Consider the following 15,378-nt stretch of genomic DNA (forward strand, 5'->3'; position numbering starts at 1 on the left):
CGCCCACGCCCACGCCCACGCCCACGCCCACGCCCACGCCCACGCCCACGCCCACTGTGCATGAGGCAGAGATGATTGGTCTCTGATGTCAGGTGTGAGTGCCACAGGCTAACTGTTCAAAAATCTGCTGCGCGTTGGCTCTACTACATTAACAACAGGCTCGGCTTGCCCATGCACAACGAGTAAGCTCCGCGTCCTTGCCTGTTTTTGCCGTGCATAGCGCTAGCTCGCGAGACGTTGAGCAGGCTCTAAGGGCTACTCGCCCTTCCTTCCCTTTTTGAAAATTTCCCCTCTAACGCCTTGTTTCCTCCTGTTTTCATCCGTGTTTTCGACAGCCTGTTTTTACCGCCTATCAACGCAGTAACTGTGCATCGCATGGATAACTGCCCATTAAAGTCTATGTTACGTAACGTTTTATTAGTATTATGATTAATTACACAATGGACGAAACAGTGAAAATATGGTGAGCTGATTGTATTAGTGATCATTTTTTATCCAGATCTATTCCGTCAAAATGGTCTTCATCATTGTCATGTGTGAGTGAAAAAATATGCTTTCCGTCTTCTGGGGCAAAAAATAGCTATTTCGCAGATAAAATCCGTGTTTTTGATATGTTTTGAATGTGCCTATAGTTTGTATGGACGGTAGTCGCTCTGGTTTTAGGTGAATTTTTTGGTCATTTTATGACCATGACATCATCAGTCTTGGGGCTGTTTTCTTCAATTTTACCTAGGATTTAGTGCTCAAAATTTATCCAACCAGATTTTTATACATAATATTACGTAATTTATATGTAATGTTGCCTGCAAAAGGGGGGCTAGGTGCCGCATCGAGCGCCACCAGCAAGGCGCTTGCTGTTTTGTCCTCACCTATAGCCGGTGACTCACTTCCTCGAACTGCATCCGTAGGAAGACATCCTGGCCACACGTTTCCTGCGTATATTCGTTAATCAGTGCATGGTTTTACGTTTTAGGCATTGGCAATGGCGTGCACAGTGGTGCGCCGTGTGGAATAAGGGAAGCGTGACGGTCCAGCGCCACGGTGCTCTCAACTTTGTTCGGAAGGAGAAGGTTCAACTGAGGGAAAGGAGGATGTGAACGCTGGTGCTTGGAAGGGCAGGCGTCACGTTCGGGAAGGAGCCGATAAGGCGTTGTTCGTGAATGAACGGCGAGGTGTGAACAGCATGTAGTGAGAAGCCAGCACTGCTAACAGAGGAAGTGGTGTTCTGGTTTTCGCCTTCTCTCAGGAAGCGGTAAAGCCAGTGGCAGAGGGGCAAAGACGTGATGGCACGGCAGGTAACGCCTCACAACGCCCGATGTCTTATGCCGCGCTAATGGGGAAGGCACCGGGCACGCAAATGGCGTTAGCCAAGCGTTGTGTCAGTAGTGATTACTTACTTCTGGTTGCGTAAATAATCAGTGACGACGCTGATATCCTTTTCCCCAAGACCGTCATCGGTGGCTTTTTGCCATATTTCCGCCACGCGGCTCAGACTGGGAAGTTGATCGGCATTGGCTTCATCAAGCGCTAACAGAGCATCCTTGAGACCCCATTCCAGCGCCATCTCGGTGGAATAGTCGCTGCTGTCAATTTTAGCGAGCTTCGGTTTCATGTAAGGCACCGCCAGAGGGCCGCCGTCGAGCACCGACCAAAGGTCATCGCTTGAGAAGCCGAAGTGGTCAGCCAAAATGGATGACTCATTGATCGCCTGCATCAGCATCACCAGCCACGCATTGACCACCAGCTTCATACGACTGCCCGCACCTACAGGGCCAAGCCATTTGGTTCCTTTGCCTATGGCATCGAATACCGGCTGGGCCGCTTTGCCGCGCTCTTCATCGCCGCTGGCCAGTACCAGCACCTGCGCTTTTTCAGCGGGAACCTTGCTGCCGGAAACCGGCGCATCAAGCCATACGATGGTAGGATAGTGCTGTTTTGCCTTCTCGGCCAGACGTAGGGTTGCCTCCTCGCCGATCGTTCCCATTTGCGCTAAAATGGCGTGTTCTTGCATGGCGGCCAGCGCTCCCTGATCGCCAAACAACACTTCTTCGGTCGCTTCTGGTGTGGAGAGCATGCTAATTACCACCTTAGCAGAAGCCACCGCTTCCGTCGCTGAACCTGCTCGTGTCGCGCCCTGGGCCACCAGGTCATCATCCTTGCCAGACGAGCGATTCCATACGTGAACATCAAACCCTTTGGCGATCAAATTCGCGGCGAAGGGATGGCCCATCGTTCCTAGACCGAGCACTGCGACTGTTTGTTGGGTAGACATGAGATGGACCTCTCCAAGTGAGTAAGTGTTCGCTAACAGCGCTGCTGAAATAAGGCATGAGGCATGGCCTGATGCAGAGCTTGCGCTGGTGTGGCAGTGGGGCATGCTCCATTGCTGTTCGCATATGTCAGCTCTGCGTTAGCTACCTTTGCGTCGAATACCGAGGCTTTCAAGCCCGGTGAAAGGAAATCCACGGCATGAACCATCAAGGACGGGCTAACGCCTTGTGCTCACTGCTTCCTGATGAGTGGTCATGCAACGACAGGGAGGGCAGATAGAACGTAACGACAGCAGCCAATTCGCGTGTATATAGATATTTATTGCGTTGAGATCGTGCTGGAACGAAAGCGGGGTTTTCTGACACTCCCTGCTACCACAACGTAGCGTGTAAATTCCGACATTATATGGAGAGGCTCGTGAGCGATAACCTCAACGACCCAAATAGCACATCATTGGACTCTGAGCCTTCGAAGGATACGTCTTCATTCGGTGCGGAAGTCTACCTGCTCAGTACCGCGGGCATCGCGGCAATCGCTGGTTTTCTCTATGGCTACGACACCGGAATCATTTCGGGCGCGTTGCTGCAAATTTCCAACGAATTCAGTCTCTCTCACAACGTTCAGGAGATGGTCACCAGTGCAATCCTGGTGGGGGCTGTTATTGGCGCGCTGGGTAGCGGCAAGGTAGCCAGTATCATCGGGCGTCGCTATACCATCATGGCGGTAGCGGTCATTTTCGTCGTGGGCGTCATGTGCTGCGGTTTTTCGGTATCGGCATTCTGGCTGGGAATGTCACGGCTGTTGCTTGGTGCCGCCGTCGGCGGAGCTTCGCAGATAGTGCCCGTCTACATCGCTGAGCTGGCACCCCCTGACAAGCGCGGGCGGCTGGTCACCTACTTCAATATTTCGATTGGGGTCGGCATCCTGGCAGCCGGTCTGGTCGGTGCTTTCCTTCAGGATGTATGGAGCTGGCGCACCATGATTATGGTGGCAGCCATTCCTGCGGCTATCCTGGCGCTCGGTATGATTAGTCTGCCGGAGAGTCCGCGTTGGCTAGTGGGGCAAAAGCGTCTTAAAGAAGCCCGTCATGCGCTGGGGCTGGTACGAGAGACCAACCGTGAAGTGATGCGCGAGCTGCGCTCGATAGAGAAAACCCGCAAGGCTTCTTCCAAGGCAGAACGTGCCGGCTGGAGCGAGGTGCGCAAGCCCTGGGTACGTCCAGCGCTGGTTGCTGGGCTTGGCGTCGCGGCGTTTACCCAGCTCTCCGGTATCGAGATGATGATTTACTACACGCCCACCTTCCTGTCGGATGCTGGCTTTAGCCACACGGCCGCGCTCTATTCGGCATTGGGTGTTGCAGTGATCTATCTGGTCATGACGGTTCTCGGCAAGCTGATTGTCGATCATGTGGGGCGTCGCACCCTTGCGCTTGTGATGATGCCGCCCGCCGCGCTCTCCCTGTTTGGGCTAGGCGCAGTATGGCTGCTGGGCATGGATGGCCCCAGCACATCGTGGCTGATAGTCGGCTTCCTGTTTGCCTTCATGGTATTCAACGCGGGCGGTATTCAAGTGATCGGCTGGCTGATGGGCTCCGAGCTTTACCCCGTTGCCATTCGAGAGAAGGCGACCAGCCTGCACGCCGCTACCCTGTGGGGCTCCAATCTGATCCTGACCGGCACGGCGCTCACCATGGTGAATTTGCTGACGATTGGCGGGGCCATGTGGTTCTACGCACTGCTGAATGTGCTGGGCTTCCTGTTCATTCTGTTTCTGGTGCCTGAAACCAAAGGCAAAAGCCTTGAACAGATCGAATCCGATCTTCAGGAAGGCAACTTTACGCCGCTTCAGAAAAAGCAGCATAAGGCGAGCGACAGCTAAGCGCTGTGCATGATTGGGAAAAGGCGCGCCGAGAGGTGCGCCTTTTTTGGTGGGGCACTGGTTGGTGAGTATTCAGGCAAGACTCAACTCGCCTTGGCAATGCTCGGCCTACACGCGGTGAGAAAACAGCCTGCTGCAAGGCATTTGCTTCGTCAGAGAAGGGCATCAGTGCGCTCATAAAGGAAAACCCACCACATATAAAACTGCCCCCGAAGGCCGGATAGAGCTCGGTCTTCGGGGGCAGTGTGCGTTAACGCGGCGAATTGCCGGTTAGCGTTGAAGCGCGCTATTTAGAGCGCGTTACTCCGTGTCATCATCAGAGTAGAGAACGCGAGTACGCAGTGTTGCATCGACTTCGCGCAGAGCAGCCAGCGCTTCGGGGCCGTAGGCTTTATCCACATCAATAACGACATAGCCGACACCTGCGTTGGTTTGCAGGTACTGACCAGAGATATTGATATTGTGTTCGCCCAGCACGCGGTTGATCTCTGACATGACGCCCGGCACGTTTTTGTGAATGTGCAGCAGACGGTGCTTGTTGGGGTGCGACGGCAGCTGTACTTCGGGGAAGTTGACCGAAGTGATGGTGGTGCCGTTGTCGGAATAGGTAATCAGCTTGTCAGCGACTTCGATGCCGATATTCTGCTGGGCTTCTTCAGTGGAGCCGCCAACGTGCGGGGTCAGGATCACGTTATCAAGGCCGCGCAACGGTGAGACGAACTCTTCGCCGTTACCTTTCGGCTCTTTCGGGAAAACGTCGATGGCAGCGCCGCGCAGATGACCATCTTCCATCGCTTCAGCAAGCTCGTCGATACGAACCACGTTGCCGCGCGAAGCGTTGATCAGAACGGCATCTTCTTTCATGAGCGCGATCTGCTCGCCGCCAATCATCCATTCGGTCGAAGGAAGCTGCGGTACGTGCAGGCTCACGATGTCAGCGGTGGTCAGCAGTTCATCCAGCGAGGTGGCCTGATGGGCGTTACCCATATCGAGCCTGGTGACTACATCGTAGTAGATAACGCGCATGCCGAGACTTTCAGCGAGCACCGAGAGCTGCTTGCCGATATTGCCGTAACCCACGATACCGAGCGTTTTACCGCGCACTTCGTTGGCACCTGTGGCCGTTTTCGACCAGCCGCCCTGATGCGCATTGCGGCTTTTTTCAGGAATCCGACGCATCAGCATGATGATCTCGCCGATCACCAGCTCCGCTACCGAACGAGTGTTGGAGTAGGGGGCGTTGAAGACCGGAATACCGCGCACCAGCGCAGCGTTGAGATCTACCTGGTTGGTTCCGATGCAGAAACATCCAACAGCCGTCAGCTTTTCAGCGGCCGCGAACACACGCTCGGTTAGCTGAGTGCGTGAACGAATGCCAATGAAGTGCACATCCTTGATTTTTTCGACCAGGTCGTCTTCGGAGAGCGAGGTCTTGAGGTGTTCGATGTTGGTGTAGCCGGACGCTAACAAATGATCAACAGCGGTTTGGTGAATGCCCTCAAGCAGCAAAATCTTGATCTTGCTCTTGTCCAGGGACGTTTTTGCCATCGTTGCCATAACCTCACGAGATGAGTGGGCGCGTCGGGGGAGTTGCCGAGGCAATGCAGTCAAGGGTGCTGGCAAGGTGCTTTTCGCACCAATAGCGCGCCTGAACCGGCCACTTGCAGCGGAGTGATAGGCTTCCTCGACGCCGGAAGAATTGTCGCAACTCATCCTACCATAGGGTGAAGGCCATCGGCGCGGCTAGCATATTCAGGCTGATAGTGAATCCTGTTCAATCACGATGCTGGCTGGGGCCGATGTTGCTTGCTATGCCATAATAACGGCATAGAGCTTGCCTTGCCGCGTTTACTTAGGGATTTCAACGTATGGCCGATCACTACTCCGAGGCGCCGAATCAGGGTGCTTTGCAGGAAGACACTTCGCAAAACTTTGGCACTAAACTCAAGCAGCTTGAAGCAATAGTCGAACGTCTGGAAGGCGGCGATCTTGAGCTTGAAGAGTCGCTGGCTTCCTTCGAGCAGGGGGTGCGTTTGACGCGTGAAGCGCGCAGTCGTCTGGATGCCGCTGAGTTGAAGATCAAAACCTTGCTGGAACGCGACGATAATGCGCCTTCATCGCGTGATGAGGGAGCCAGTAATGAGTGAGCAAACGCTGGTAAATGAAGCGCGGCAGCGGGTCAATACGGTACTGGAGGGCGCATTTTCGGCCACTCCGGGGGCTGAGGCGAAACTCGATGAAGCGATGCGCTATGCGGTGATGGGGGGCGGCAAGCGCCTGCGTCCAACACTCGCTTATGCGACGGGAAAGGTGCTGGGTATCGAGGCTCAGCGTATTGATGCCGGAGCCGCTGCCGTCGAGCTGATTCACGCTTATTCATTGGTGCATGACGACCTTCCCGCAATGGATGATGATGACCTGCGGCGCGGGCGTCCTACCGTGCATCGCGCCTTCGATGAAGCGACTGCCGTGCTGGCGGGGGATGCGTTGCAAACGCTGGCGTTTGAGCTGTTGGCAACGTCGTCAGAGCCGCGTGCAGCCGCGCTGGTGGCGGCATTGGCGCGGGCTTCCGGTCGAAATGGCATGGCCGGGGGGCAGGCTCTTGATCTGGCCGCCGTTGGGCAATCCATCTCCCTTGAGCAGCTGATTCGTATTCATCGCCATAAAACCGGTGCCTTGATTATCGCGGCAATCGAAATGGCGGCGCTGCTTGAGCTTCAGGAAGGCGATGAACGGCTGGATGCGCTGCGTCGCTACGGGGCGGCCATTGGACTTGCGTTCCAGATTCATGATGATGTGCTCGATGTCGTCGGTGATACCGACGTGATTGGCAAGCATCAGGGGGCGGATGCCGAACATAACAAGCCGACCTATCCTGTGCTGCTGGGGCTGGAACAGGCCGCCCAGCGCGCTGCGTCATTGGTGGATGAAGCCTGCGAAGCGCTGTCGGTTTTCGGCGATGCTGCCGAGCCGCTGCAAACCCTGGCGCGTTACATGGTAAGCCGCGATCATTAATGGGTTGTGCCGTGATCGAGAGCGCCGTCTGATTGCCAATATCGCTTTTTATGCGGTCCTTAGGCTGGGGGGCATGAAGCGAGCGTAGCGGCGAGTGCTTCTTGTATAGGGAAACCGGCGTCGAAGCCTGCGGCAGAATCGTGCTGAAATTCACACTACTCTGGTGCCTTTGCCGGTAGCATGGCATCTGGGTGGTGTCACGGTAATGCGCCTTCTTTTGAAGGCGCTGCGTGCCCTTTTATGAGATGTCGCGATAACGTTTGGCATGTGACGTTGCGCGACGCTCTCCTCCTTCCGCGAGCCGAGTGGTGGTATGCAACACTTTTCTCAATTTCCCGAGCAGGCGCCTGCTACGCCGATACTCGATGGCATTGATTCGCCTCGCGCATTGCGTGCGTTGACGCCAGCTCAACTGGTGCCGTTGGCGGACCAGGTACGGGCGCAACTGCTGTTCGATATTGGCCGTAACGGGGGGCATCTGGGCGCTGGGCTAGGGGTTGTCGAACTGACGCTGGCCCTGCACTTCGTGCTCGATACGCCCCACGATCGTTTGGTATGGGATGTAGGGCATCAAGCCTATCCGCATAAAATGCTGACCGGTCGGCGGGCTGCGCTCTCCACTATCCGTCAATCCAGTGGGCTGGCACCGTTTCCTTCGCGCAATGAGTCCGAATGGGACTGCTTTGGTGTGGGGCATGCGGGAACGGCGATCTCGGCGGCGACCGGTATGGCGCTGGCGGCCCAGCGTCTGGGCGAGGGCAGGCAGGTGTGCGCGGTAGTGGGAGATGGTGCGCTCAGCAGCGGCATGAGCCTGGAAGCGCTGGCGCACGCAGGTGGCACGGGGGCAAATCTACTGGTGGTGTTGAACGACAACGGCATGTCGATCTCTTCCCATGTGGGGGCGTTGGCCGAGCGCTTTCCCAGCGCAGAGCAGCCGCTGCCTGCGGATATTGCCGCTTTCTTCGAAACGTTCGGTTTTAGCTATACCGGGCCGGTCGATGGGCATGATCTGCCGAACCTATTGGCAACGTTGGGGCAGCTTACCGCACAATCAGGCCCTCGACTGCTGCATGTGGTGACGCGTAAGGGCGCAGGCTTTGCTCCGGCAGAGGCTGATGCGTTAAGCCGCGGTCACGCACATTCACCCGCTTCAGCAAAAAATGAGCGGCGGGCGTGCCATCACCTGTTCGGCGAATGGGCCAGTGACACCGCGGCTCAAGATAACAAGCTGCTGGTGGTGACGCCCGCCATGCGTGAAGGCTCGGGGCTAACCCGCTTCGCCGAGCGCTGGCCTGACCGGTTTTTCGATGTCGGCATTGCCGAGCAGCATGCTGTCACGCTTGCGGCAGGCATGGCCTGCGAAGGTACTCGCCCCGTAGTTGCTCTCTATTCGACCTTTTTGCAGCGCGCGGTTGATCAGATTATTCATGATGTCGCCGTACAGCATTTACCGGTAACACTGGCCGTGGATAGAGCGGGGCTGGTGGGCGAGGATGGTGTCACGCATCACGGTATTTTCGATATCGCACTGCTGCGCGCTATTCCTGATGTGGTGCTGATGGCGCCATCGACTGAATTGGAACTTAAGCAAATGCTCGATGTGGCGCATCGTCATCCTGGGCTGGCAGCGGTACGCTACCCGCGAGGGGCGCTGCCAGCCGAGCCAATGGGAGCGTCTGCTTTCGAGTGGGGGCGCGGGCGTTGGCTGCGTCGCGGCCAGCGCAATATCGCGTTGCTGAATACTGGGGCGCTGCTTGATGCGGTGCTGGAGGCGGCTGAGCAGTTGGACGTTTCGGTGATTGATTTACGCTTCGTGAAGCCGCTGGATCGCGCGCTGGTGCTGGAGGTAGCAGGCAGTCATCGCTGGCTGGTATCGGTGGAAGATCATGCGGCAGAAGGTGGCGCGGGGAGCGCCATTGCTGAACTGCTGGCGCAGCAGCAGAGGGAGGCTTCCCTGTTGCGATTAGGGGTGCCAGACTGCTTTATTGAGCACGGAAAGCGTGAGGAGCTGCTGGCGCAGTGCGGCCTCGACGCCGCTGGGATCGTGCGTCGGGTCGAAGCATTTGTAGCCAAGTGCTGAGTCATTCAGCACTCGATAATTATGTATTTATAAGCATTCGACGGTAAGTGCTTTCAGAAAGCTGCTTGCCGCCGTGTCAGGGATTATAAGCGTGGCCATTATTCATTTCTTCATCGACTTCATTCTGCATATCGACGTGCATTTGGCACAGCTGGTCGCCGAATACGGCTACTGGGTCTATGCCATTCTGTTTGCCATCGTGTTTTGTGAAACCGGCCTGGTGGTCACGCCGTTTTTGCCCGGTGACTCCATGCTGTTCGTCGGAGGCGCGCTGGCCGCGCTGCCCAGCAATAGCCTGAACGTGCATGTATTCGCACTGCTGCTGATGGTGGCAGCGATATTGGGCGATGCGGTGAATTACCTGATCGGCCGGTTCTTCGGAGAAGCGCTTTTTGCCAATCCACACGCACGCTTCCTGCGGCGCAGCTATCTCGATAAAACCCATCGGTTTTTTGATCGGCATGGCGGCAAGGCCATTGTGCTGGCGCGGTTCATCCCGATCATTCGTACCTTCGCTCCCTTTGTCGCGGGGGCGGCCAAAATGCCCTACCGCCAGTTTGGGCTTTATAACGTGCTGGGGGCGGTACTGTGGGTCGCGCTATTTACCTACGCAGGCTTTATCTTTGGTGATCTGCCGATTATCAGAGAGAACCTGAAGCTGCTGATTGTGGCGATTATCGTGATCTCCATTTTGCCGCCCATTGTTGAGCTGGTGCGCCATCGGCGCCATAGTAAGTAGCGCTTACACGTCATGCAGCGGTGGCACCAACGTCTTCTCATGGCGTTGGTGCCACCGTTTTTTTGTGCTCTTCTTAGCCGTTGATCTCGGGTTCTTCATTGATGGGGCTATCGTGGCGCAGGGTTGTACCCAGGAAAAAGGCGGGGGCGCTGAACTGGGACAGCAGCATCAGTGCCAGCCCCAGTAGTGATATGAAGAACGCAATCACGAAGACCAATCCGATTCCTGCCACTTCTGAACCGCTGCCGAAGGCGGGGTCCCAGCTATCTATGGCGGTCTGAATGAAGATAACGGTCAGCACTACGCCACCAACAAAGGGGCAGAGACCGCGCAGAATAAAATGCCTGATATGGGTGAAGAGCGAGGCGCGGAAGTACCACACGCAGGCAAACGCCGTGAGCGAATAATAAAAGCAGATCATCATTCCGAGCGCAGTAATGGTGTCATTGAGCACATTGTCGCTGAGCACGCGCATCACCGTGTAGAAAATCCCCGCGGCGACACCGGCGCTGATCGTGGCAAAACGCGGCGTGCGATGATGCGGATGAATGCTCGCGAAGCGTTTGGGGACAGCGCAGTAATAGCCCATCGCCAGCAGCGTGCGTGCAGGTGATACGAAGGTGGATTGCAGCGAGGCAGCGGTACTGGCGAGCACGGCAATCGACATGGTGATTGCCAATGGCCCCATTACCGGCCCCGCCAGTTGCGCAAAGACATTGGATTGCACCGCGCTGCTGCCGAGGCCATAGCCGCTCTCGCCGATACCTGCGAAACAGAGCGTAGCAACCGCGGTAAACAGATAGAGCGCCAGAATGATCAGCACCGTCAACGTGGCCGCCACGCCAGGCGTGCGATCGCTGCCCACTGACTCCTCATTGACCGTCAGGCATACATCCCAGCCCCAAAAGATAAAGATAGAGAGTGATAGCCCGGCGGTGAATGCCGAGAAGCTGCTGATGCCAAACGGGTTGAACCATTCGAGGCTGAAGTGTGCCGAGGGAGCCAGCGACGCTTTATGGAAGGCTGTTACCGCAAAGGCTATCAGCACGACCAGCTGGAGCGTTACCAGCACGTACTGCACGCTCTTGGTGGTGGTAATGCCGCGACAGCACATCCATACCGCAATCGCGATAAATCCTAGGCAGGTGATGATATTCACGGTCAAATTGCTGTTTAACGCCTCTATCTCAGGATGGCCGCTGACTTGCGCTAAAAAGAGATAGAAAAAATCCACGGCCACTCCCGCTAGATTGGAGAGCACCACGGTAGTTGCCGTCACCAGCCCCCACCCGCCAATCCAGCCGATTTTGGGGCCGAAGGCGCGCGTTGACCAGGTAAAGGAAGTACCGCTGTCCGGCACATGTGAGTTGAGTTCACGATAGCCGAAGGCCACCAGCAGCATGGGGATAAAACCGACGATGAAAATGGCCGGTAAGTGAACACCTACTTCGCGTACAGTCGGCCCCAGTGCTCCCGTCAGCGTATAGACCGGTGCAATACATGAGATGCCCAGCACAATGCAGCCAAGGAGGGTCATGCGCCCTTTGGCCAGCCCTTTGTCTGAAGTGTGTTCAGTCTGATGTGCGCGAAGAGCAGTGCAATCGGAATGGTTCATAGGTGTATGTCATCTTGTGGGTTGTAATCGACATGGAAGATGTCCATCAGCCGCCCGGAGGGCGATTGCGGGCGCAGGTGAACCGTGCGGTAGCTCATGGTTCAGTAAGGTGGAATATATATATTACAAGTAACGTGTATCCAGAGGTTTGTTAACCCCTCTTTGGTTGTAGGGAAGTGGCTTGTTTTTATAGGTGATTGTGTGCTTCTATCTGATCTTTATCAGTCATGGGCAGGCAGAGGCGAATAATAATAATGGAAGAAATTTCATCCGTTCCTGTTGTCGGTGTTATTGCGGACAGCGGTCTTCACGGTGGGCAGAATAGTCAGAATGTGAAGGACAAATACCTTCATGCACTGGCGCTGGCGGGTGCTACGCCCCTTGTGCTGCCCCATGACGTGATGGCGTCGCCTGCACTATTGAAACGTGCCTTAAGCGTCCTGGATGGCATTTTTCTGACCGGCAGCGCCAGCAACATCGAACCTCACCATTACCTCAGTGCAGATCGCGGTGAAGATCTATCGCCCGAGCCGCACCCCGATGCGGGCCGCGATCAGCTCGCCTTTGCCTTGATTGACCATGCTCTTGAGCATTCGATGCCGCTGCTGGCCGTTTGCCGTGGTACCCAAGAGCTGGTGGTTAGAACTGGCGGAAAGCTGTTTCGGCGCTTGTGGGAGCAGCCCGGGTTGCGTGAGCATCGCGAAGACCCAAAGGCCGATCTGGAGGCGCAATACGCCCCAGCCCATGCTATTTCCATTGAAGCAGGCCACCACCTTCATGAATTGCTCGGCGACATAACACACTGGCGGGTTAATTCACTGCATGGTCAGGGTATCGCGACGCTGGGCGATCGCCTCTGTGTCGAAGGGCGTGCCGAGGATGGCTTGATCGAGGCCGTCTCTGTTACCGGCCACCCCTTCGCCGTAGGAGTGCAGTGGCATCCCGAGTGGAATAGCCGCGCAGATGAACTTTCTCGCCGCTTGTTCGATGCCTTCATTGCTAAGGCCCAGCGCTTTCACGCACAGACTCACTCCCATGGAGAAGCCGTATGACCACATCCTCTTTCCCCTCGCAGTATGTCTCCAGCTATTACGCGGCCAGCGCCAATCAGCACGCTCCATTTACCGAGCTGGAGGAGTCGATCAGCTGTGACGTGTGCGTGGTGGGAGGGGGCTTTACCGGGCTTTCCAGTGCGCTGTTTTTGAGTGAAGCGGGTTACGACGTCGTGCTGCTGGAAGGTGCTCGCATCGGTTATGGTGCCAGTGGCCGCAATGGTGGTCAGCTGGTGAATTCCTATAGCCGCGATGTTGACGTGATTGAAAAGCAGTACGGCGCGGATACGGCGAAAATGCTGGGTAGCATGATTTTCGAAGGCGGCCAGATTATTCGCGACCGTATCAAGCAGTATGACATTCAGTGTGATCTGCGCGACGGCGGCATCTTCGCTGCGCTGAATGGACGCCAGCAGAAGGCGTTGGAAGAACAGCAACAGCTGTGGGAACGCTTGGGAAATCACCAGCTTGAAATACTGGATAGCCAACGTATTGCTGACGAAGTGGGTAGCCAACGTTACGTAGGCGGCCTGCTCGACCGTAGCGGCGGCCATATCCACCCGCTCAATATGGCGCTGGGTGAAGCCGACGCCATTCGTCGCAATGGGGGGCGTGTCTTCGAGCAGTCGCCCGCCATCTCGATTCGTCACAGTGACCCTGCCGTGGTGAAAACCCCGAAGGGGCAGGTAACCGCGCGTTTTGTGCTGGTGGCGGGCAATGCGTACCTCAATGACGTAGAGCCTGAGCTGAAGAAGCGCAGCATGCCGTGCGGCACCCAGATTATCGCCACTGAGCCGCTAAGCGATGAGCAGCGCGCGACCCTGTTGAAAAACAACATGTGCGTCGAAGACTGCAACTATCTGCTCGACTACTTCCGTCTGACGCGAGATAACCGCCTGCTCTATGGCGGCGGTGTGGTGTATGGCGCGCGCGATCCGGCGGATGTGAAGTCGCTGATTTTGCCGAAGCTACTGAAAACCTTCCCGCAGTTGAAGGGCATTACTATTGATTTCAGCTGGACCGGCAACTTTTTGATGACACTCTCGCGGCTTCCGCAGTTCGGGCGGCTGGAGAGCAACGTCTACTACATGCAGGGCTATAGTGGGCATGGTGTGACCACTACTCATCTGGCGGGCAAACTGTTTGCCGAAGTGATCAAGGGGCAGTCCGAGCGCTTCGATGCCTTTGCGACGCTGCCTCACATGCCAATGCCGGGCGGCCGCAGGTTCGCCGCGCCGCTGTCGGCGATCGGCGCTTCCTACTATTCGCTGCGCGACCGGTTGGGGATATAAGGCGAATCCGCCAGCCCTTTACGTAGCAGGCAGGGCGGTTATTCAAGGGAGAGGGTGGCGCTCTTCTGGCGCACTACGACGAATGGCGAAGTGTTGCATCCTCCGGCAAGTATTGTAGGTTGAATGCGGTAGTTGAAGCCTTCTGACCGCTTTCACTCAAAGGAGGGTGCCATGGCAACCCTACGGACTCTAGCGACTTCCCTGCTTACCATTGCTCTTTTCAATAGCGCTTTTGCTGCGGCAGAAAGCATCAATGCGGGGGATATCAAAGCGAGTGATTCCCTGCCCTTTGATATCAAACCGCTCGCCAACTTCGATACGCCCTGGGCGCTGGCCTTTTTGCCGGATGGAAAAGCGCTGGTAACCGAGAAACCGGGGCATATGTTTCTAGTCGATCAGCAAGGAAACAAGCAGGCTATCAGCGGAGTGCCCGAGGTGGCTACCGGCGGCCAGAATGGGTTGCTGGATGTCGCACTGGCACCTGACTTCAACAAGTCGAAGCAGGTGTACTTCAGCTATAACGCGCCCGCTAACGGTGGCAGCAAGGTAACGCTGATGAAAGCGACGCTTGCCACTCAGAGCGATTCGCTGGCGCTCACCAACAAGAAGGTGGTCTGGCAGCAGTCGGAGGCGGCTTCGGGCGGTCAGCCGGGCGGCAGAATCGCATTTTCACCGGATGAGCGTTATCTGTTTTTCACCGTCGGTGATCGCATGGCGCCGGATTCCGCGCAGAATCCGGCTCATCCGTCAGGCAAAATCTTCAGGCTTACGCTTGAGGGCGGTACTCCCGACACCAATCCTCATGCCGATGACGGCGGTGTACGCGCGCAAACCTGGTCTACCGGCCATCGCACCCCTTACGGTCTGGCCTTCTCGTCCAATGGCACCTTGTGGGAAACCGAGATGGGGCCCAAGGGCGGCGATGAGCTGAACCTGATCAAACCTGAAGGTAATTACGGTTGGGGAGATGTCTCCAACGGTGACAACTACGACGGCTCGCCGATTCCCGATCACTCAACCCGCCCCGAGTACGATGCCCCTGCCGTCTATTGGACGCCGGTTATTTCGCCTGGCGGCATTGCGCTATATAACCGCAGCGAATTTCCGGGCTGGAAGGAAAGCCTGCTGATCAGCTCGCTGAGCGGCCAGGGTCTGGTGCGTGTGGGTATCAATAATGATAACCAGATCGGCGAGATTGAGCGCTGGAAGCTGAACAAACGGATTCGCGATGTGGCCGTCGCTCCCGATGGCGCCATCTGGCTGCTCGAAGATTCCAACCCTGGTCAGCTAATGCGATTAACGCTAAAAGCGCAGTGAAAAAGACCTTGCTGAGATGAACGCAGCCCGTCCACAAAGGAAGCGGACGGGCTGTTGGGATAGGGCTACAGGAAGGGCGACGGCGCACGTCTGATGGGCCTCTCTTCCAGAGACAAGTG

General features: G+C 56.4%; 11 protein-coding genes. 8 read left to right on the top strand and 3 right to left on the bottom strand.

Annotation, left to right across the window (positions count from 1 at the left end):
* Positions 1-1,393: 1,393 nt before the first annotated feature.
* Entirely contained in the window at positions 1,394-2,272 is an 879-nt protein-coding gene (locus L881_RS0109910) for an NAD(P)-dependent oxidoreductase (RefSeq protein ID WP_025733542.1), read from the bottom strand.
* Between the two features lie 416 nt (positions 2,273-2,688).
* Here L881_RS0109910 and L881_RS0109920 point away from each other — a divergent pair, with 416 nt between their 5' ends.
* On the top strand, positions 2,689-4,149 hold the full coding sequence (locus tag L881_RS0109920; RefSeq protein WP_025733543.1) for a sugar porter family MFS transporter: 1,461 nt from the start codon (positions 2,689-2,691) through the stop codon (positions 4,147-4,149).
* Positions 4,150-4,449: 300 nt separating this feature from the next.
* Here the strand turns inward: L881_RS0109920 and serA are convergent, their stop codons facing one another.
* Entirely contained in the window at positions 4,450-5,697 is a 1,248-nt protein-coding gene (serA, locus tag L881_RS0109925; protein ID WP_025733544.1) for a phosphoglycerate dehydrogenase, read from the bottom strand.
* A 320-nt stretch (positions 5,698-6,017) separates the two neighbouring features.
* Here serA and L881_RS13175 point away from each other — a divergent pair, with 320 nt between their 5' ends.
* The 4 genes from L881_RS13175 (at position 6,018) to L881_RS0109945 (ending at position 9,983) form a co-directional block, all read left to right on the top strand.
* On the top strand, positions 6,018-6,296 hold the full coding sequence (locus tag L881_RS13175) for an exodeoxyribonuclease VII small subunit (protein ID WP_051464864.1): 279 nt from the start codon (positions 6,018-6,020) through the stop codon (positions 6,294-6,296).
* Positions 6,289-7,164, top strand: coding sequence for a (2E,6E)-farnesyl diphosphate synthase (gene ispA, locus L881_RS0109935; RefSeq protein WP_025733546.1), 876 nt, complete (start codon positions 6,289-6,291; stop codon positions 7,162-7,164). Before L881_RS13175 ends, ispA begins: the two co-directional genes overlap by 8 nt.
* Positions 7,165-7,477: 313 nt before the next feature.
* On the top strand, positions 7,478-9,244 hold the full coding sequence (locus tag L881_RS0109940; RefSeq protein ID WP_025733547.1) for a 1-deoxy-D-xylulose-5-phosphate synthase: 1,767 nt from the start codon (positions 7,478-7,480) through the stop codon (positions 9,242-9,244).
* A gap of 91 nt (positions 9,245-9,335) precedes the next feature.
* The gene (locus tag L881_RS0109945) at positions 9,336-9,983 is read left to right on the top strand and encodes a DedA family protein (protein WP_025733548.1); all 648 of its coding nucleotides are present in this window, start codon (positions 9,336-9,338) and stop codon (positions 9,981-9,983) included.
* 73 nt (positions 9,984-10,056) lie between these two features.
* Here the strand turns inward: L881_RS0109945 and L881_RS0109950 are convergent, their stop codons facing one another.
* Positions 10,057-11,598 (bottom strand): APC family permease, encoded by a 1,542-nt coding sequence (locus tag L881_RS0109950; protein WP_025733549.1) that lies wholly within the window; start codon positions 11,596-11,598, stop codon positions 10,057-10,059.
* Positions 11,599-11,852: 254 nt separating this feature from the next.
* On the opposite strand from L881_RS0109950, the gene puuD reads away from it, so the two are divergent.
* The 3 genes from puuD (at position 11,853) to L881_RS0109965 (ending at position 15,259) form a co-directional block, all read left to right on the top strand.
* Positions 11,853-12,650 (top strand): gamma-glutamyl-gamma-aminobutyrate hydrolase, encoded by a 798-nt coding sequence (puuD, locus tag L881_RS0109955; protein WP_025733550.1) that lies wholly within the window; start codon positions 11,853-11,855, stop codon positions 12,648-12,650.
* On the top strand, positions 12,647-13,942 hold the full coding sequence (locus L881_RS0109960; RefSeq protein WP_025733551.1) for an NAD(P)/FAD-dependent oxidoreductase: 1,296 nt from the start codon (positions 12,647-12,649) through the stop codon (positions 13,940-13,942). The genes puuD and L881_RS0109960 overlap by 4 nt, the downstream gene beginning before the upstream one ends.
* Before the next feature lie 171 nt (positions 13,943-14,113).
* Complete coding sequence (locus L881_RS0109965) at positions 14,114-15,259, top strand: PQQ-dependent sugar dehydrogenase (protein WP_025733552.1); 1,146 nt, start codon at positions 14,114-14,116, stop codon at positions 15,257-15,259.
* The last annotated feature ends 119 nt before the right edge of the window (positions 15,260-15,378 follow it).

Source organism: Carnimonas nigrificans ATCC BAA-78 (assembly GCF_000526695.1).
GTDB lineage: Bacteria > Pseudomonadota > Gammaproteobacteria > Pseudomonadales > Halomonadaceae > Carnimonas > Carnimonas nigrificans.